The 17685-nt window shown below is 48.1% G+C and carries 14 protein-coding genes; 7 read left to right on the top strand and 7 right to left on the bottom strand.

Features of this window, described 5'->3' with window-relative positions:
* Positions 1-11 precede the first annotated feature (11 nt).
* A complete protein-coding gene (locus H6G00_RS27835) occupies positions 12-1424 on the bottom strand; it encodes a nicotinate phosphoribosyltransferase (protein ID WP_190799239.1) in 1413 nt (470 codons plus the stop codon).
* A gap of 336 nt (positions 1425-1760) precedes the next feature.
* On the opposite strand from H6G00_RS27835, the gene H6G00_RS27840 reads away from it, so the two are divergent.
* A complete protein-coding gene (locus tag H6G00_RS27840; RefSeq protein ID WP_199318752.1) occupies positions 1761-1997 on the top strand; it encodes a GNAT family N-acetyltransferase in 237 nt (78 codons plus the stop codon).
* Between the two features lie 184 nt (positions 1998-2181).
* Here the strand turns inward: H6G00_RS27840 and H6G00_RS27845 are convergent, their stop codons facing one another.
* Complete coding sequence (locus H6G00_RS27845; RefSeq protein WP_190644278.1) at positions 2182-2481, bottom strand: isochorismate lyase; 300 nt, start codon at positions 2479-2481, stop codon at positions 2182-2184.
* Between the two features lie 59 nt (positions 2482-2540).
* Between H6G00_RS27845 and H6G00_RS27850 the strand changes: the two genes are divergently transcribed.
* Positions 2541-4250 (top strand): ABC-ATPase domain-containing protein, encoded by a 1710-nt coding sequence (locus H6G00_RS27850; RefSeq protein WP_190799211.1) that lies wholly within the window; start codon positions 2541-2543, stop codon positions 4248-4250.
* Between the two features lie 28 nt (positions 4251-4278).
* Here H6G00_RS27850 and H6G00_RS27855 read toward each other — a convergent pair whose 3' ends face one another.
* The gene (locus tag H6G00_RS27855; protein ID WP_190644276.1) at positions 4279-4497 is read right to left on the bottom strand and encodes a hypothetical protein; all 219 of its coding nucleotides are present in this window, start codon (positions 4495-4497) and stop codon (positions 4279-4281) included.
* A gap of 212 nt (positions 4498-4709) precedes the next feature.
* On the opposite strand from H6G00_RS27855, the gene H6G00_RS27860 reads away from it, so the two are divergent.
* Positions 4710-5501, top strand: coding sequence for an HAD hydrolase-like protein (locus H6G00_RS27860; RefSeq protein WP_190799212.1), 792 nt, complete (start codon positions 4710-4712; stop codon positions 5499-5501).
* A 323-nt stretch (positions 5502-5824) separates the two neighbouring features.
* Positions 5825-6253: a response regulator gene (locus H6G00_RS27865; RefSeq protein ID WP_190799213.1), complete on the top strand. Its 429-nt coding sequence runs from the start codon at positions 5825-5827 to the stop codon at positions 6251-6253.
* On the opposite strand, the gene H6G00_RS27870 is transcribed toward H6G00_RS27865, so the two are convergent.
* Entirely contained in the window at positions 6210-6647 is a 438-nt protein-coding gene (locus H6G00_RS27870; RefSeq protein WP_190644273.1) for a DUF2294 domain-containing protein, read from the bottom strand. The genes H6G00_RS27865 and H6G00_RS27870 overlap by 44 nt on opposite strands.
* 465 nt (positions 6648-7112) lie before the next feature.
* Between H6G00_RS27870 and H6G00_RS27875 the strand changes: the two genes are divergently transcribed.
* Both H6G00_RS27875 and H6G00_RS27880 read left to right on the top strand, forming a co-directional pair.
* The gene (locus tag H6G00_RS27875; RefSeq protein WP_190799214.1) at positions 7113-7964 is read left to right on the top strand and encodes a hypothetical protein; all 852 of its coding nucleotides are present in this window, start codon (positions 7113-7115) and stop codon (positions 7962-7964) included.
* A 658-nt stretch (positions 7965-8622) separates the two neighbouring features.
* Positions 8623-10680, top strand: coding sequence for a PAS domain S-box protein (locus H6G00_RS27880; RefSeq protein WP_190799215.1), 2058 nt, complete (start codon positions 8623-8625; stop codon positions 10678-10680).
* 39 nt (positions 10681-10719) lie between these two features.
* Here H6G00_RS27880 and H6G00_RS27885 read toward each other — a convergent pair whose 3' ends face one another.
* The 3 genes from H6G00_RS27885 to H6G00_RS27895 all read right to left on the bottom strand — a co-directional run bounded on the left by H6G00_RS27885 (position 10720) and on the right by H6G00_RS27895 (position 15588).
* Positions 10720-14220: a GAF domain-containing protein gene (locus H6G00_RS27885; RefSeq protein WP_190799216.1), complete on the bottom strand. Its 3501-nt coding sequence runs from the start codon at positions 14218-14220 to the stop codon at positions 10720-10722.
* 150 nt (positions 14221-14370) lie between these two features.
* The gene (locus H6G00_RS27890) at positions 14371-14706 is read right to left on the bottom strand and encodes a hypothetical protein (protein WP_190799217.1); all 336 of its coding nucleotides are present in this window, start codon (positions 14704-14706) and stop codon (positions 14371-14373) included.
* Positions 14707-15432: 726 nt separating this feature from the next.
* Positions 15433-15588: a hypothetical protein gene (locus tag H6G00_RS27895; protein WP_190644268.1), complete on the bottom strand. Its 156-nt coding sequence runs from the start codon at positions 15586-15588 to the stop codon at positions 15433-15435.
* Between H6G00_RS27895 and H6G00_RS27900 the strand changes: the two genes are divergently transcribed.
* On the top strand, positions 15587-17674 hold the full coding sequence (locus H6G00_RS27900) for a PAS domain S-box protein (protein ID WP_190799218.1): 2088 nt from the start codon (positions 15587-15589) through the stop codon (positions 17672-17674). The genes H6G00_RS27895 and H6G00_RS27900 overlap by 2 nt on opposite strands.
* Positions 17675-17685: the final 11 nt, after the last annotated feature.

The following is a 17685-nucleotide window of genomic DNA, read 5'->3' on the forward strand; positions in this document are numbered from 1 at the left end:
GGGTATTGGGCCTACGAATTTTGCTCAGTATAAGACTTACGAATTCTCTGTTGTGTCCGTTGGGTCATTTCTTGCAGAGCAGGTGAGATTTCGGGAGTGACAGAGAGAGGGTGTTCAACTTGGCGGATGGGAGCGGGAAGGCTATTGACAGAGTTAAGAGTGCGTTGAGCAATGCGAAGCAGTTCCCCTTGGGGGGCGATCGCCTCCAATTCTTCAACGGGCTGCACTCTTTGACCTTGTTTCATCACCAGTTGCATCAGCGGTTGTTCGCCATCGGCAGCGGATTCGGTGGCTAGAGCGAGGCGATCGCCCTCAAATTCTTGTTCTGCTCCTGACTTGAAGCGACGGAAAATTTGCTTGCGTCCAGGATAGGTGAATTTGCCGCTTGATGCTTTCATTACGGGGATTCCGTCGATCTCGACCAGTTTGTAAACACCATTGGCAGGCGAGCCTGTGACTAATTTGGTGCCCAAGCCGTAACCGTCGATGTTGGCTCCTGCTTTTTTCAAACGCAAAATTTCGTATTCGTCCAGGTCGCCACTGGCGAAGATGGGAACGTTGGGGAGGAGCGATCGCACCCGTTGCGACAATTCCACCAGATCGCCAGAATCTAGCCGCACACCGCTTAGCTCGATTTCTCCCGCCTTGACCCGTTCCGCTAATCGGCTTGCAGCAGCAACAGAGTCATAGGTATCAATCAACAACGGCGCACCTGGGAAGTAGCGGTGAAACGCAGTAAAAGCTTCATCCTCACTACCTTGAATTGCCGTTAGCGCCATGACTAACGAGTGTGCCATTGTGCCGCTGGGTTGACGACCGAGTTTTAGGGCAGCCAACACATTAGAGGTTGAATTCAAACCTGCTGCTAAAGCTGCTCGTGCTGTCCAAAGGGAAGCCTGGGGGCCAAAGGCGCGGCGCGTGCCAAACTCCAGCAGTGTTGCTTCCGGGCCGGCCACATCTCGCAGTCGAGCCGCCCGCGTTGCAACCAAGCTCTGGTAGTTCAACACATTGAGCACGTAAGTCTCGACAATCTGCGCTTGCCAAAGTGGAGCCTCAACCCGCAGCAGTGGCTCATTGGCAAACACAGCCGTTCCTTCAGGTACAGCCCATACATCTCCAGTAAATCGGGCTGTTGCTAGCAGGGACCAAAACTCGGCAGGCGCATTGTCAAAAATTCCGGTGGCTTGCAGTGCGGTGATCTGGTCAGGAGTAAAGCGTAATTGCTCTAGATATTCCAATACCTGAGCTAACCCCATCGCAATTAGATAGCCAAAATTTTGAGGCAAATGCCGCACAAACATCTCAAAGCTTGCCTGTCGTTGGTCTAAGCCTTCACCAACATAGCAAGCTGCCATCGTCAACTGGTAAAGGTCGGTCAAGAGGCTATAGTCCTCCTGATTCAGGTTAAGGGTTTCGTCTTGCATAGGGTTTTGGACTAAACCAGTTTGTGTGCGTGGATGAACCTTAGCCGTAAATTGGTGGCGATCGCCATCAGCAGGTTCCCTCAATTATAGTTATTCTTACCAAAAATGCATCTGAAAGATTTGATAAAGCCGCTTTACATTACTTTATCAAATTCAACGAGAATACGTAAAAGCTAGAAATTTCAGAGGCTTTAACTGTGAAGCGTTCCTTGCAATGATTCCATTTGTATTAAATACAACTAAAATGCAACTAATTTTAGTTGAGCAAGTAGAAGTAGGGGTAGGGTGTGAACCTTAAAAGAGAGGGTTGAAGCACAAGGCATTCGCATCTCTGTCATGGACAACGAAACTGAGGTCGGACGAGCATACATCTACTGGATGTACAACGATTTGCACAACCAGCCGTTTGCTCTGATGGAAGATGTATATGAGGATGAATCTTACCGATGTAAAGGAGTCGGTCCAAACCTGGTTAAGCAAGTGATTGGGCTAGCCAAGGAAGCAAACTGCTATAAGCTCATCGCAACAAGTCGCACCTCTAGACCACAAACTCACGAATTGTATAAGCACTAGGGTTTACTCAGCATGGAGTTGAGTTTCGTATGAGGTTCTGACGTACTGCTACAGGACAGGCGATCGCCAAAATTTCCTTCATAATTAGTTGCCGATCGCAACCTCAATTTCTCACAAACTTGCAGGTTGGCTGAAGTGAATTTCCAACAACACATTAAAGCTGCGTAGACTTGTAGCGTTGCGCCTACTGACCACCGGATTGCTTCCAATGCTTCATTTCTTCGTCAATGAAATGATTTACTAAATCCTGGTACATTTTTTCGATCGCATCAGCATTTAATCCTTCTTCCTCTGCCCAAACCCGACGTTGCTGTAACATAGCTTGCAAGCGTTTGGGTGCTCTGACGGCAGTTTCACTTGCCTTGAAGCGGGAAGCAGCTTTGACGTAAGCAAAACGCTGACCCAGCAGCCCAACAACTTGACGGTCTAACCGATCGATTTCGGCTCGAATGTCCGCCATATTTTTACATTCTTCAGGAGTCATATTGAAAAACTACTAATGAAGTACGGTCCAACACAATTTCCTCTTAATTCTGGGCTGCAATGGATTTTCAGCGGTTATATCAACAGTTACTTCAACTCGACCAGCGAAGCTACAAGGCATATAAGCAGATTGCCGGAGTCTATCAGTTTGCTGGCTTTCAGTTAAGTATTGATTATGTACAGGGCGATCCGTTTGCGTCACCGAGTCGGCTACGAGTGCAGATTCCGCAAACGGGTTCTCAGGAAACTGATTCAGGGATTCAATCTTCTCCAGAAGAACTCTACCGTTCCCATAGCCGTGAAGTTGCACTGCGAGATTATCTGACGCGCCAGTTTGCTCAGGTTGCAGCGGAGGTGAGAGGACGACGGGGTAGCGGCAATAGTGGTTTGATTGCGATCGCCCCCACCAGCCAACAAATTCTAGAACGCACTTCAGTATTGATTACGTCCAAACAACTTGAAGCCCGTTTCGTCGTTGGGCTTCCAGCACGGGGCAGAACGATTTTAGGTAAACAGGCAGCAGAGCTATTGTGTGAAGATCTGCCGCTGATTGTCGATCGCGCTCTAAATTACGCTCAGCTCAACTCCACTGCACTTCGCCATCATGTTGAAACGGTAGAAGATGCAGACTGGCTCAGGCAACAGCTTGCAGAGCGAGGACTGGTAGCGTTTGTGGCGAATGGAGCGATCTTGCCGCGCCAAAGTGGAGTGGACGATCGCCCCCTTACCCAAAATGCGCTGCCCTTTCAATCACCTGCGTCGCTGCAAGTTAGCTTTCAGCGTCCCAACCAGGGTGAAATTAGTGGTATGGGAATTCCATCTGGGATCACGCTGATTGTGGGAGGTGGCTATCACGGTAAATCGACACTGTTGAAGGCGATCGCCCTCGGCATTTACAATCACATTCCCGGTGACGGACGGGAGTTTGTAGTAACCGATCCAGCCGCAGTCAAAATCCGGGCAGAGGACGGTCGCAGCATTGCTGGGGTGAACATTTCACCATTCATCAATCACTTACCTCAAGGGCGTTCTACAGAACAGTTTTCAACTGAGAATGCCAGTGGCAGCACTTCTCAAGCCGCCAACATCATGGAAGCGCTGGAAGCTGGAGCAACCGTGCTGCTGGTGGATGAAGATACCTCCGCGACGAATTTTATGATTCGCGATCGCCGAATGCAGGCACTCATTGCCAAATCAAAAGAACCAATTACGCCATTTGTCGATAAAATTCGGCAGCTTTATCAGGATTACAGCGTCTCTACGATTTTGGTGATGGGAGGCAGTGGTGACTATTTTGACGTAGCCAACACGGTGGTTGCAATGACAGATTTTCAGCCGCAGGAAGTGACGGCAAAGGCGAAAGCGATCGCCCAACAATACGCTACCGATCGCACCCCAGAAGGCGGCAGTCAATTTGGCGCGATCGCTCAACGCATTCCTCACTTTAGCCTCCCGCAGGAGAGAGGCGATCGCCCTCGCACCAAAGTTCGAGATGTAGATGAACTCGTGTTTGGCGCAGAAGCAATTGATCTGACTGCGGTTGAGCAAATTGTAGAGGTGAATCAGCTCCGAGCAATCGGGGCAGCTCTCACCTACATTCAACAGCACTATTTAGATGGTCGATATTCGCTCAAAACCATTCTGGAATACGTGATGGCTGACTTGCAGTCGGGTAGCCCAGATATTCTTACGGCTTTTCCCCAAGGAGATCTAGCAATGTTTCGCCCTGATGAACTGGCTGCAGTGCTAAATCGAATGCGATCGCCTTGAAGGGCGAACTGCTTTGCATCGCTCAATACTACATCACAACCGAAAGCTCATCCACTAGCTTAAATCGCCCGCGACAAACTGCCCGCAGCAGACGATCGATCGCAAATCGCTCTTCCTCGCTAATAGACTCATCAAAAATAGCTGCCATTAACCCATAGCGATCCGCCAGCGTAATATTGCCAGACTCAGCGACGTGAGCGGTGAGATCTGATAGAGCAGTTGGCAGCAGAGAAGGAGCAACAGGCATGAATGCGGCGAGATAACTCTGTATCTATAAGAATGCCTGATTAGGTACAAATCCTCAGTGACTTTTCTGCAAAAAAAATGTGATCGCGATCACATTTTGCGGGAGACAAACGCCAGGTACCAAAATTCGCACTTTTCAAACCTCTTCCAAATGCTCAAAACTAGTCCTGATAAAGTTGAGGTGCAGCAAGTTTTCAGCAGTAGGATTGCGCTATGCCAACAATGCCGACAATTTTAGCGCTCGATTTTGACGGGGTCGTTTGTGACGGGTTGATTGAGTACTTTCAAACGGCATGGCGAGCCTACGGCCGAATTTGGTCGCCTGCTGACACCATGCCGCCTCCGGGTTTAGCTGAACAGTTTTATCGCCTGCGCCCAGTGATTGAAACGGGCTGGGAAATGCCAGTGCTGTTGCGATCGCTCCTCCTCAACACGCCAGAAGACGAGATCCTAGAGAATTGGCAGGCGATCGCCCAACGGCAAATCACCGAAGACAATCTCAACCCAAGTGAGATTGCGGACAGCGTCGATCAGGTTCGAGATGAATGGATTGCAGTTGACCTGGAAGGCTGGCTGGCGCAACATCGCTTCTACCCGGGCATTACCTCGCTGCTCCAGCGCGTTCTAAAAAGTTCCATTCACCTCGCGATTATCACGACGAAAGAAGGCAGATTTGTGCGTCAGCTTCTACAGCAACAGGGAATTGATCTGCCGACCGCTCAAATTTATGGCAAAGAGGTGAAACGACCAAAGGCTCAGACCTTGCGTACTCTACATCAGCAATTCAGCAGCAACACGGATCAACCCATTTCTATCTGGTTTGTAGAAGATCGGCTGAAAACGCTACAAACTATCCAAAATCAGCCAGCTCTGAGCCACGTCAAGCTTTATTTGGCAGATTGGGGTTACAACACCGAAGCCGAACGGGCGATCGCCCATAAAGACACGCAAATCTCAGTTTTGTCCTTAAAAACGCTAGAAGAGGAATTTTTGGTCACTATGTAAGCAACTTTCGCGACTTACACATGCAGACGCTTTGCAGAGCTTTGCTTCTTGAGCTAGATTATCCCTCAAGCGAAGCAAGCCTCTCAACTCAGAATTTGATCAGAGTCTATGCATTTCTTGTTTTCCATCAAAAATCTTAAATTAGTATTAAAATGCTTCACATAGTGTTGTGTTTCTAGTGGTGAATTGATTTACAGTCTCAATCCATCTTCACAAACACACGAGCCATGTCTTCATGAAGGTGCCAGATAGCCGCCTACGTGAGTGCCTCGTCAGATCCTCTCTAGAGCATTCCCTGATCAGTCACTTTTCTGCTGAAGAGTATGGACTTAGAATTACCTTTTGCCTCCGGACCTAACTGTGTGGCTAACCGGCCGCTAATCTTGGCTGTTGATGACAATGAAGACAACTTGCTGATGCTGCTTCATGCTCTCGATCTGTTTGGGTTCTCTAGCATTAGTACGTTAAAGGGGCAAGCCGCTTTGCCGCTGGCTCAGGCTTATCAGCCAGACTTGATCCTGATGGATATTGTCTTGCCAGACCTCAGTGGGCTAGAGATTATTCACCGCCTCAAACAGACCGTTGAGACAGCTCACATTCCGATAATTGCAGTTACGGCTCTCGCGAGAGCAGAGGATCGCGAGAGCATTCTACAAACAGGCTGTGAAGACTATATCTACAAGCCTTACAACCTTGACGAACTGGAGGTTATGCTTCAGCAACATCTAAGTCGTATGCGGTCTGTTTCTTAAGCTTCGTCTTAGCAGAAGGCTCTCGAACTTGAGGCTCTGCTTCTAGGATTGCGATCATCCCCGTTCGCCCGGTTTCCAACTTGGCATCACTTAGCAAATCAGCCACACTAACCCCTAGCACCTCTTCAATCAGCTCGGTTAGCTGTGGCTGAAGCGCCTTATCCAGATCAAAGTGAACCTGCTCGGCTAAAGCTTCTCGACCTGTACTAGACAAAAGTTGCTCAGCCTGAGTAATTGCCTCTTCCAGTACAATCATCAGCTTTTCACCCAAAATGTTGCAGGTGACTTTGTTGGGACGGTGCCCAAGTTGAGTTCGATACAGCGCTTGAATTCGCTGAGAAAGGGTTCTCTCAAGCTGACCACGAGTCGGATCAGGACTTTGCGAAGACTGCATAGACTAAAAATTTTAAGGAGGTGAAAGGATATGAGGGGGTGAAAATTATCTACCTGTAAGTTTAAGAATCTTCAACGTAGCTAATTTTTATTAATATACTGCAAAAGGTCATGACCTCAAACATAGACCTCTTAAAGTCACTTTTGAGAGAAGTTTTGAGCGATTCACTGCTTCAGACAATGCTTTCGCAAACTCATGCTATTCACGAAGTCCTATTCACGAATTAGATCAGACTGTTATAGTAAGGCTGCTACCCTGAAATAGATTTCTAGCCGTTATCCTGATTCTTGACTCCTCTGGGTGTATTAGTAGTTGACTTCATAAAGAATTGATTTCCGGAATGAATTGATTTCTGGAGTGAATTGACTTCTGAAAGTTTAGACCGACAACAGTTTGTGATGTTTGCTCCATGCTGAATGTCTCTCTAGCATAAGAACGCCGCCTTTTATCTGTTGAATTCAGACTATGCGTGTTTCAACAACTGCGTTTTATACCCTGGCTGCCCTGATCGCTGGAGATTTGACTCAGCAAGCGATCGCTAAGCCCGTTTCTACTGCGACTCCAGAGCGTCCTGAGGCGAGCGACATTGAAAGTGCCGCAGAGCTGTCGTTGCCAAGCTCAATTAATGCAGTCACTCCACCCGAGCAGCTGCAAGCGATCGCCTTCGCCGAAGCTGTCCTCACCCAATATTCAGAGGAATACACCCGCGAACTAACGGGAGTCAGCATAGAAGATGCGGCTGTAGCAGTTTCAGCAGACAGTAGCCCTACAGAAGCTGAGTTTGCTGCAATTGAAGTGCTTGCAACAATGCCAGCTCCAGAAATTATGGGGGTTGAGCATAGTGCACATTACAGTGCATATTACCTGGACAACTCAGCAGAAAGTTTTGAGGTAGACCCACAAGCCGATTCTCTAGCAGATTTGCTGGTAGAAGATAAAGCATCTTCTACAGAAGAGTTAGCGTTTGATCTGGCTAGCTTCAGCACCTATCAAGAGGCAGCCGTTGCGCCACCTGAAGCAATCACCACGCCAGAGCGAATGGCAGAGTTCGTCCCGAAAGCGATCGAAGCGATCGCCACTCCGGAATTCTTCATGCCAGAACGCTCTGAACAGCTATTCAACGATATCGAGGCTCCGGTCAACGTCCTGCTTCCCACTACACTCTCCTCTGAAAGTACTCAAACCTACGCTCTCAACGACTTAGAGGAAGATGAAGACCTCTGGATTCAAGCAATGATTGAGGCTGAGTTCGCTGAGCAAGCACCCTCTGTAGACTGGGTTGCGGTAGATCCAGCGTTCGAGGTCATGCAAGCATAGCGATCGCGGACACTCCTACAGCCATTTACCCAGGGTTGGGCTAGTTCTTCAACCCCTTTGCTCCTTTCTAACCTTCGTTAAAAAGATGGCAGCCCAGCCATCTAGTTCCCCTTTTTTAAGAGGGGATTTTTTATATCTACAAAAAATAAATGCATCAAAGAGTAAAATTAATTTCTAGTAGAAGCAAATTCGTATAGTCCACTTAAGTTGCGATTCTATATAGAACGACTTACATAAAGCTCAAAAAAGTCAGGGAATCGCGAAATTCTGCAAATAAGCCAGCTATTTTGCGATCTTAAGGATAAGCTTGTAAAAACATTCAGCTGATATTTCTCAAATAGCACAGCAGTTAGGGTTTCTTTAAGTAGTTTTCCAAAACCACATAATCCAATTCCGTAACAATACGGTTGAGCCAAATCCTCAAGCGCTGATAGAAATACGTAATATGCCGTTGCGCGGTTTCCTGCCACAGGCGCTAACATCATATGTTTCGCTGTGTCGAGGTTGCTCCGCGTGACTAGGAGTGCATCGCAGGACAATCCCATTACCCAGTTTATTCAAGCTAGCTTTTAATAAAACAGCTTTGCAGAATAGGGCAAATCTTTGGGTACGAGCATCAGCATTTTCACGAGTCGTTGAGTAATCCTCGATACATTATATGGCTAGTAAAACGATCACCTTTCGGTTGCCAGCAGAAGTAATCGAGGTTATCGAAAGTCAAGCTAGGGCAACCGGCAGAAACCGCACTGCCATTGTGATTGAAGCTCTAGCTCAAACTTACGGACTTCAACCTCCTTCCCCAGCACCCGTCACCACTGAGATTCTTCAGCAGCAATTAGATGACTTGCAAGAGCAGGTAACAACTCTGTCACATCAGCTGGCAGAAGCAAACCAAAAATCTCTTACAAATAGCAATACTGCTGACCTGGTACAAGTGCTTGAGCAGGCAATTCGCTCTTTCCAAACCTTTAGCATTCAACCTTCTGAGGAGTTAGCAACTGGAAGCTGGTCGTCTCAAACTGCAGTTGAAACGTTACCCGATGACCCAAGTTGGCAAAAGCAAATTGTTGATGAGCAGTTGCAGCTTATCGCTCAACTTAAGCAACAGGCAAAAGCGCTTGACCAAATTCTTGCCGCTTCTCCCGGTTTAACCTGCGTCCAAGACCGGATGGGGCGCTGCACCTATATCAATCCGGCGGGAGCCAGGATGCTTGGGTATGAGCAGAGCTATTTTCTGGGCAAAACGTTTCACGATCTAGGTTTGTCTGCTGAGATGATGGAGCTGCTGGTCAAGAAAGCCGAAGCAATCTTTACCGGGGGTCGTCCCTTAAGTGGTGAGTTTGCAACAGTTGTCCCATCGGGTTCTAAAAACTATGAATACGCACTAAACCCAATTCATGGAGTAAACGGCACCATTGATGCGGTGATTTGTACCGCTTGGGAAATTACCGAGCGGAAGAAAGCCGAAATTGCCTTGCGGGAGTCCGAAGAGAAGTATCGCAACTTGTTTGAGTTGGCGAATGATTCTATCTTCATCATTGACGTGTCTACGGGTAGCATTCTCAATGCAAATCGCAATGCGGCTCGTCGGTTGGGCTACACTCGGCGGGAACTGTTGCAACTCACTCTGACAGAGATTGAAACACCAGAGGCGACTACGAGCCGGGAAGCTAAGATTGTGCCTGAGCTTCAGCGGACAGGCAATGTTATTTTTGAGCACATCCTGCGGCACAAGAACGGTTCGGAACTTCCGGTTGAGATTAGCTGCCGATTAATTGAGTATGGCGATCGCCTCGTTTTCCAGAGTTTTGCGAGAGACATTACCGAGCGCAAACAGCTAGAGACAGCCCTGGAAGAGCGCGTCAAGCAGCGCACTGCGGAGTTGTCTCAGGTTAACGAGCTATTACAGCAGGAAATTGAAGAACATAAACAAACTGCTGCCGCCCGCGACGAGGGTGAGCAGCAGTTTAGCAATCTGGTCGAAACCATGAGCGATGGGTTTCTGATTGCTGACCATCACAACATCTATACCTACGCCAACGATCGCATCTGCCAAATGTTGGGCTATGAGCGAGACGAGATTGTAGGTCACGAGAGCTTTAGCCTGATTTGCGAGGCAGACCATGAGATGTTGCGCGAGCAAATTGCTAGACGAATAAACGGCGAACGCAGCACGTATGAAATTGCTTTTCGCCATAAAGCAGGGCATTCCGTTCACACGATTTTTTCGGCAACACCGATGCTCAGTGCTCAGGGGCAACACCAGGGCAGTTTTGGCGTTGTCACGGATATTACAGAGCGAAAACAGGCAGAAGAGCAACTGCGAATCAGCGAAGAAGGGCTGCGAATGCTGATTCAAAATTTGCAGATTGGTGTGCTGATCCTCGGCAGCCAAACCGAAATCTTGTTCTGCAATCCGGCAGCCCTGCGACTTCTAGGACTCACCCAAGAGCAGCTTTTAGGTAAAACCTTTTTAGATCCTGATTGGCAAATTGTCTCAGAAGATGGTTCACCTTTGCCGAAGGAGGCTTTGCCTGTACCGCAGGCGATCGCCACTCGCCAACCGGTCCATGATGTGATTGTTGGTGTCTACCGCCCTACCCACGATGACTGGATACAGCTCCTGGTAAATGCCGATCCACAGTTTGAAATAGACGGTTCGATCAGACAAGTCTTTTGCACCATTAGTGACGTTAATGATCGGGAGGAGGCTTAGAGATTGAAGGGCACAGCCTGCTGACTTCGATTTCCCCCATTACAGGGGCAACGTAATTTCCTCATCGACATCTTCTTTAGAGCTAACCTTGAACGTTTCTACAGAAATCTGCAACTCTTTGGCTATGCTTACAGTTCGTTGCAGTGCCTCGGAGACCTGACGGGAGCGATCGGAAGTTTGTTTTGACTCTTGCGCGACTTCCCGGATCAGTCCTGTGATTAGCAAAGAGGTTTGAGTTTGGGATACGGTTGCCTCTGAAATGGTTTTCACTAGCTGATTAATTTGATGAGAGACTTCCACGATCTCACTCAGGCTCACCCTGGCATCTTCGACTAAGCGAGTTCCTTCAACGACTTGTGAAGTGCTTTGTTCCATTGCTTCAACCACCTGATTAGTCTCTGCCTGGATTGCAGCGACGATTTCTTCAATGTCTCCGGTAGCCTTTGCCGATTGGGTCGCGAGTTCCCCCACCTCCTCTGCGACGATCGCAAATCCGCTTCCGTCTTCCCCGGCTCGTGCAGCCTCAATTCCGGCGTTGATCGCAAGCAAGTTAGTTTGCAAAGCGATTTTCTCAATCAAGGACACTACTTTAGAGATTTGTTGCGAAGCTTCACCCAGGCGCTTAATTTTTTTGGCTGTTGAGCCGATTGTGTCTCTTAAGCTGAGAATGTTTTGCACTGTCAAATCCATTGCAGTTCCCCCTGCCTCAGCAGTTGCAGAAGCTTTGTCAGACACCTCAGCAGCCTGACGGGCGCTCTCAGCCACCGCTCGAATGGAGTGGGTCATTTGCTCAACTGAGTTTAAGGTATAGGACATTTCTTCAGCCTGCTGAAGCGCTGAGTCTGCAAGCTGGCGAATCGATCCTTCGCTTTCGGCGATCGCCTCACTCACCTGAACGGCAGACTGTTTTACCTGCGTCACGATTTGGCGCAAACTTTCCACAACTGAGTTAAAAAAGTCGGCGACAGTGCCAATTTCACCCGTAGTTACCTCTGCCCGAATCGTCAAATCACCCCTTGCTGCTGCCTCCACCTGATCGAGGAGGTGAAGCAAGTTATCCTGAAGTTCTTCTCGCTGCTGACGCTGTTCTCTGGCCAGGTTCTCTGCCTGCTGACGTGCCAGATCCAATTCTTCTAAAAAATTGACGCGATCGAGCGCAAGTCCTACCTGAGTAGCGACCTGCTTAAAAAAGACAATGTCTGACTCTTGCCAAATGCGGGGAGCAGAACATTGATGCGTCACCAGCAAACCGTGCAGCCGATTGTACGCCAGGATCGGCGCGACCAAATTAGCCTTGACTTCAAAAGGTTCTAACTGTCCCAAATAACAGTCGCTCAAGCCTGCTTCATAAATGTTGTTAGTAGCTTTGACACGACCCGCAAGATATTTGCCAATGTATTTGTCGGCAAAGCAAGGATCAGCGATGTTCGCGCCCAGTGCTTGGGGAAAGCCTCTGTTGACGGATTCTGCAACGACGTGTCCTTGCCAATCCTTGTCAAAGAGATAAACGATTGCCCGCTCAGTTTTCAGGCTCTCTCGCACCCCTGCAATAGCAGTGTTGTAAATCTCCTCAACATCAGCAGCCATGCCGATTGCAGAGGCAATTTCGCTGAGCTTTTGAGCGCGGTAGAGCGCCATATCTTTTTGAGCTAAATAGTTCATCCGATCGAGAGCAATCCCGACCTGACTTGCAATCTGCTTGAAGAAGGTAATTTCTGGCTCTTGCCACGCTCGCGCCGTAGAACATTGATGAGTGACGAGTAACCCGTGCAGCTTGTCATAGGCCAAGATGGGAGCAACCAGATTTGCTTTGACGGCAAAAGGCTCTAACTGTCCTAAATAGCAGTCACTCAACCCGGCTTCGTAAATATTGTTGGTTGCCTGGACCTGCCCTGCCAGGTACTTATCAAGGTATTTCTCAGCAAAGCAAGGGTCGGCAATGTTAACACCCAAGGCTTTAGGAAAACCTGCCCCGACGACTTCAGCAACGATGGTTCCTTGCCAATTTTCATCAAACAAGTAGACGACAGCCCGATCGGTTTTTAGGGCTTCCCGTATGCCAGCGATCGCACATTGATAAACTTCCCCAATGCTCACTGCATTGGCGATCGCGCCTGTAATTTCGCTAAGCTGCTGGTTTCGCAAGATAGCGCCATCTTTTTGAATGAGCAGAACAACTCGATCAATCGCCAGCCCAAGTTGGAGAGCTAGCTGTTGTAAAAAGTCAATTTCTGGCTGCTGCCAAATGTGAGGAGCGGCGCAGTGATGGGCGACCAGCAACCCGTAAAGTTCGCCGTCGCGAAGGATAGGCGTAACCAGGTTGGCTTTGACCTTAAGTTGCTCCATCAGCCTGAGATGATCGGGGTGAAAGCCTGCTTCATAAACATTGTTAGTCGCGACAACCCGTCCTTTTCGGTAAGCCTCGATTAGCTCCTGTCCAATGCAAGCATCTTCAATTTTGCCTCCCATAACGCGAGGATAATTTGCATCGACCGCCTCGGCTGAAATGTAGCCGCTCCAGTTGGGTAAAAAACGATAGATGACCACCCGATCCGCTTTTAGGATCTGTTGCGCCCCCTGTACGGCTGTCTTAAACAACGTCTCCAAGTCTTGCAGCGTGCGCGTTTCAGAGGCAGCAACAGTGCTAAAAAATTGGGCTTGTTGAATAAAAAACTGGGCTTGTTCAATTTCGCTAGCCTGACGACGAATTTGCTCCGTCATGGCAATTTCTGAAGTCGTTATCTGCTCTGCCAGTCGGTTGAAGGTGTGGGCAAGCTGTCCTACTTCGTCTTCTCCAGAAGCATCTGCCCGAATGGTGCGATCGCCCTCCAAAAATTGATGGGTGGATTGCTGTAGCTGCTTCAGGGATACCGCAGTCGTTTTTCTCCGCACAACTACTAGCCCCAACCCAACCCCCAAGGCAGCAGTGGCGATCGCCAATAGCCCCAACCCCCACAACATCGTGGTATTGGAGGAGGTGCCCGGCGTTTCCCGAACAACTACAGCAGATGCTTCCGCTTCAGATCCCGGCAAAGCCTGAACGGCGATCGCCTGCAAATCTTGTCCAATTAGCGTAGAAAACTCTACCCCAAAATTTGAAACCTGCTCTTGTGAAGCTTGATCAACCTGTTGCTGCATTTCAGGGTGAGACAATTGCCCCGTTTGTCGAGCTCTAGCCGCTGTGACTACACTCGTGTCTTCAGCCTGGTCCTGGACATAAGCTTTTAACAAATTTGTTTGGACGCTGTATTCAGTCTCCGTCACAACTAGTTCGGCCCTAGCCTGACCCGCCCCTGCCGAAACCAGCAAAGCTGTTCCTACCCCTGCCAAACCAACTGTGGAAATTTCAGCCATCAGCATTCCAATTAACTGTTTATGGCTAACCGAAAGATCCTGAAATTTCTTAGGCAAAGCTTCAGGTTTACGTTGCTCTGATGCTAAGTCAAACTGAACTATAGACTCCGAAGGCTTTAGTTGAGGTTGTGACTGACGTTGCGTTTGTGAATTAGCGGCTGGATCAGAGTGAGATTGAGTGGCCATAGCTCGGTTCCCGGAGGGTAGTAAATGAGTGTGAAAAGCCCGTGCAAAATAAAATCGCAACGTGAAAAGAGCGCAAAAGCTTGCGTAGGGAGAAATGAAAACGTTTAAGGAATTGCAAGACGAGTTAACGGCGTAAATCTACGCAAACTCTTATGACATAGACTCTTTTGAGTCCTCCAACGCTGATACTGAGTCTTCTGAACTCGATAACACACAACTGCAAGCAAATCTTGCTGCCTCCGAACCCGCTCCACTTAAGACAGCTACGCTAGCAACTCCTCCTACCGCTTTGGCAGCTTTAGCCATTTCTACTGTCACCTGGAGGACACAGGCATCAACATCTTTTTCAAACTCCGGGTTGGGTTCAGGATGGTCAGACTTCCAACTTTCTGCCAGGAAAAGAGCCATCTTTCTCAACGCCCGTCTGAGATTAGGGCTTGTTAAGCAGGTAGATTGACTGCTGGAATTAAGCAGTTTCAGTCCCATAGGGGCTTCTCCAAAATTGCGAAATGAACTCATAGGGTTGAGATCCAACAACTTCGTATTTGAAATAGCGCACAGAAATAGCTCCTAAAACCGCACTGCTCTCTAGCCACATCAAGCAATGCTTTAGCTATCTGTATTAGTAAGCCGTATTAACAAGTACCAAGAGAAGAAGATTTCTTTTGCCTATCAGAAATCAGTCCCTACTTAGGAGACAAATCAATCTGTCCAGGCTCAATGCCCATACACACGACTTAGATGAAGAGTCTGGCGGTGTACCCTGTCTACTTAGACACTGGTACAAAGATGCAGCCTACGGTTTGCCTCAAGCAACCGCTATATTTCTGTTGGTAATGCACCTAATTTTTGAAGCGCAATTCAAGCAGTTTGAGTTTTCATTAAAGATCAACAAAACCCCCACTCTATCTTTACAAAGCGGCTAATTAAGCATGTTAAATCAAGCCAAACTTGATTAAATAAACCCTATTTCCAGGTGGATGACCGTTAGCAAGATAAAGGGCAGGAACTTAAGCGATACGAAACGCACAACCAACTGCAATACGGGCTGTTAAAGTAATTGCAACCGCTTAATTAGCTGCTCTATAACTTTGCAATACGTGTGTTGCACTCTATTAATAATCTTTTACCTGTAAGGTTTTTGCAATAGCATTAGACAAGCTTTATAAACCTTTCATGAACTGCTCCATTTTACTTAAAATAAAAATTATTCTAGATTCTCCGAAAGGATTGCTCAACTTGGGTTGGAAGTGAGATAATTGTGTTGAGGAAAGGTGTATCAGTGTGTGGCGACACAAGCATAGCAACATAACGACCCATCAAGTGTCTGGCAATACAAAGTTCAGCCAGATAGCGCAGTGTTACCATGACCTACACCTCAATTACAATTCAACTTCCAGAAGCACTGAGTCAAGCGATCGCCGCCCGTGCAAACGCCGATCAAATCGGTGAAAATTCGTTAATTCTAAATGTTCTCGCTGATGCTTTTGGGATTTCTCCCTCAATTTCTCCTGCTATTTCTGAGGCTATCCAGCCACAACGGACTCAGCTAGAGGAGCAAATTGCAGAGCTGATCGGTCAATTGACTGAGATGCAGACGAGCGATCGCTTGAGTCTAACAAACCTACGCCAAATTGCGGATCTTAAGCAGGTCGTTGATTCACTGCTAGAAACAGAGCGTTCAGTTCTTGCACCCTCCCCAGAGTCTCCTGAAGACAGCTCACCTAGCCAACGATTACAGCAACAATCCGCTGACCTGGCAACACTCATCACAGAACACAACAGTCAGCAAGCGATCGTCTTAAACCAAATTCTCTCGGGAATACCCGACCTGATCTTTGTGCAAGATCGACTAGGTCGCTACACCTACGTTAACCCCGCTGGGGCACGCGCCTTTGAGTGCGAGCGCAACTACTTAATTGGTAAAACCTGCGAAGATTTGCATCTTTCGGCTGACCTTACCACTCTCCTCAACAACCAGCATCGTCAAGTTTTCATCAGCGGTCAGCCGCTCAGCGGCGAAATCACAATTCCGACAACCACTGCATCTCGGGACTACGAATACATATTCAATCCAATTCGGGGGATGCAAGGCGACATCAGCACAGCCGTTTTTGTAGCCAGAGACATCACCGAGCGTAAACAGACAGAAATTGCACTGCGAGAATCAGAAGAAAAATACCGCAACTTATTCGAATCTGCCACTGACTCAATTTTTATCGTTGACGCTGTAACCCATGAACTTCTAGAGGTAAACTGGGTCGCGTCGATTCTGCTAGGTTATACCCGGCGAGAGCTATTTTCGATTCCCTTCAGTGAAATTAGCTTGCCCCTAGATGCTGCGCGTCGGGCATCTCTCCTGCGAGACCTGGAAAATTTTGGCAGCATCGTATTTGAGCATGTCTACCGCTGTAAAGACGGCAGGGAAATTCCTGTTGAAGTTAGCAGCCGCGTGATTGAGTACGAAAACCGGCTCGCCATTCTGAATTTCGTTCGCGATATTACTGCCCGTAAACGAGCTGAAACCTACCTGCGTGAGAGTGAAGAAAAACTGCGAATTGCTCTCGAGGCAGCCCAACTAGGAATCTGGGATACCGAATTGACCACCGGTCGCATCACCTGGTCGCCCAACCTGGAAACAATGTTTGGTTTTGTGCCTGGAGAGTTTGATGGCAGCTATGAAACTTTCTTGAGTCACCTACATCCTAACGATCGAGACTATGTTCAACAGGCAGTCAGCACTGCAATCAAGCGCCAGGAAGATTATGACATCGAGTTTCGAGTCGTCTGGTCTAATGGCACTGTCCGCTGGATTGCTAGTAAAGGAAAAGCTTTTTATAACGAAGCAGGCAAACCCATTCGGATGGCTGGCATCAACCTCGACATTACCAATCGCAAGAGGGCAGAGGAGTTAATTCACAAGTCCCATCAAGAATTTGCTCAACAGTCAACCGAGCTAGACAGGATCGATCGCGAGATCCTCAATTCTAGTCAAGCCTTATCGGACGAACCAGATGAAAACTCTCCATTGTCATCCCTGAAAGCGATCTGGAAATCAGTCGAGATTCAGCGACGGCGTTATCGCGATCTTTTTAATGCTGTATTCGACATTTACCTGGTGGTTAACTCATCTGGAGTCATTCAGGAAGCAAGTCAAGCAGCTACTGTTTTATTTGCCAGTAAATTAGATGGGTTAGTGGGCACAGCTTGTTATCGATTAGTTTTCGAGCAAGATCGCCCAGCGCTAAAAGCCCAGTTTGACGAGCTTAGACAGGTGAAGCAACCTGGAGTTTTGGAGTTAAAGTTCCAACCCCTAAAAGGCAACTCTTTCTCAGCTCGGATTACTATCTCAGCCGCTTATAGCAGTACAGAAGAGGTCATCAGCTTTTGCCTGCTAATTCAAGGGGCATCGATTCGGGAATTGAACGGCACGGAAAACGCGTCTATCAATTAAACCTTTTATAC

Source organism: Leptolyngbya sp. FACHB-541, from assembly GCF_014695875.1.
In the GTDB taxonomy this organism is placed as follows: Bacteria; Cyanobacteriota; Cyanobacteriia; order Elainellales; family Elainellaceae; genus JAAUTN01.

Excerpts from the sequence above, each read along its gene's own strand:
- H6G00_RS27885 (WP_190799216.1), bottom strand. The coding sequence starts at position 14,220 with ATGGCCACTCAATCTCACTCTGATCCAGCCGCTAATTCACAAACGCAA.
- H6G00_RS27875 (WP_190799214.1), top strand. The coding sequence starts at position 7,113 with ATGCGTGTTTCAACAACTGCGTTTTATACCCTGGCTGCCCTGATCGCT.
- H6G00_RS27900 (WP_190799218.1), top strand. The coding sequence starts at position 15,587 with ATGACCTACACCTCAATTACAATTCAACTTCCAGAAGCACTGAGTCAA.
- H6G00_RS27870 (WP_190644273.1), bottom strand. The coding sequence starts at position 6,647 with ATGCAGTCTTCGCAAAGTCCTGATCCGACTCGTGGTCAGCTTGAGAGA.
- H6G00_RS27850 (WP_190799211.1), top strand. The coding sequence starts at position 2,541 with ATGGATTTTCAGCGGTTATATCAACAGTTACTTCAACTCGACCAGCGA.
- H6G00_RS27890 (WP_190799217.1), bottom strand. The coding sequence starts at position 14,706 with ATGGGACTGAAACTGCTTAATTCCAGCAGTCAATCTACCTGCTTAACA.
- H6G00_RS27845 (WP_190644278.1), bottom strand. The coding sequence starts at position 2,481 with ATGACTCCTGAAGAATGTAAAAATATGGCGGACATTCGAGCCGAAATC.
- H6G00_RS27860 (WP_190799212.1), top strand. The coding sequence starts at position 4,710 with ATGCCAACAATGCCGACAATTTTAGCGCTCGATTTTGACGGGGTCGTT.
- H6G00_RS27880 (WP_190799215.1), top strand. The coding sequence starts at position 8,623 with ATGGCTAGTAAAACGATCACCTTTCGGTTGCCAGCAGAAGTAATCGAG.
- H6G00_RS27840 (WP_199318752.1), top strand. The coding sequence starts at position 1,761 with ATGGACAACGAAACTGAGGTCGGACGAGCATACATCTACTGGATGTAC.
- H6G00_RS27865 (WP_190799213.1), top strand. The coding sequence starts at position 5,825 with ATGGACTTAGAATTACCTTTTGCCTCCGGACCTAACTGTGTGGCTAAC.
- H6G00_RS27895 (WP_190644268.1), bottom strand. The coding sequence starts at position 15,588 with ATGGTAACACTGCGCTATCTGGCTGAACTTTGTATTGCCAGACACTTG.
- H6G00_RS27855 (WP_190644276.1), bottom strand. The coding sequence starts at position 4,497 with ATGCCTGTTGCTCCTTCTCTGCTGCCAACTGCTCTATCAGATCTCACC.
- H6G00_RS27835 (WP_190799239.1), bottom strand. The coding sequence starts at position 1,424 with ATGCAAGACGAAACCCTTAACCTGAATCAGGAGGACTATAGCCTCTTG.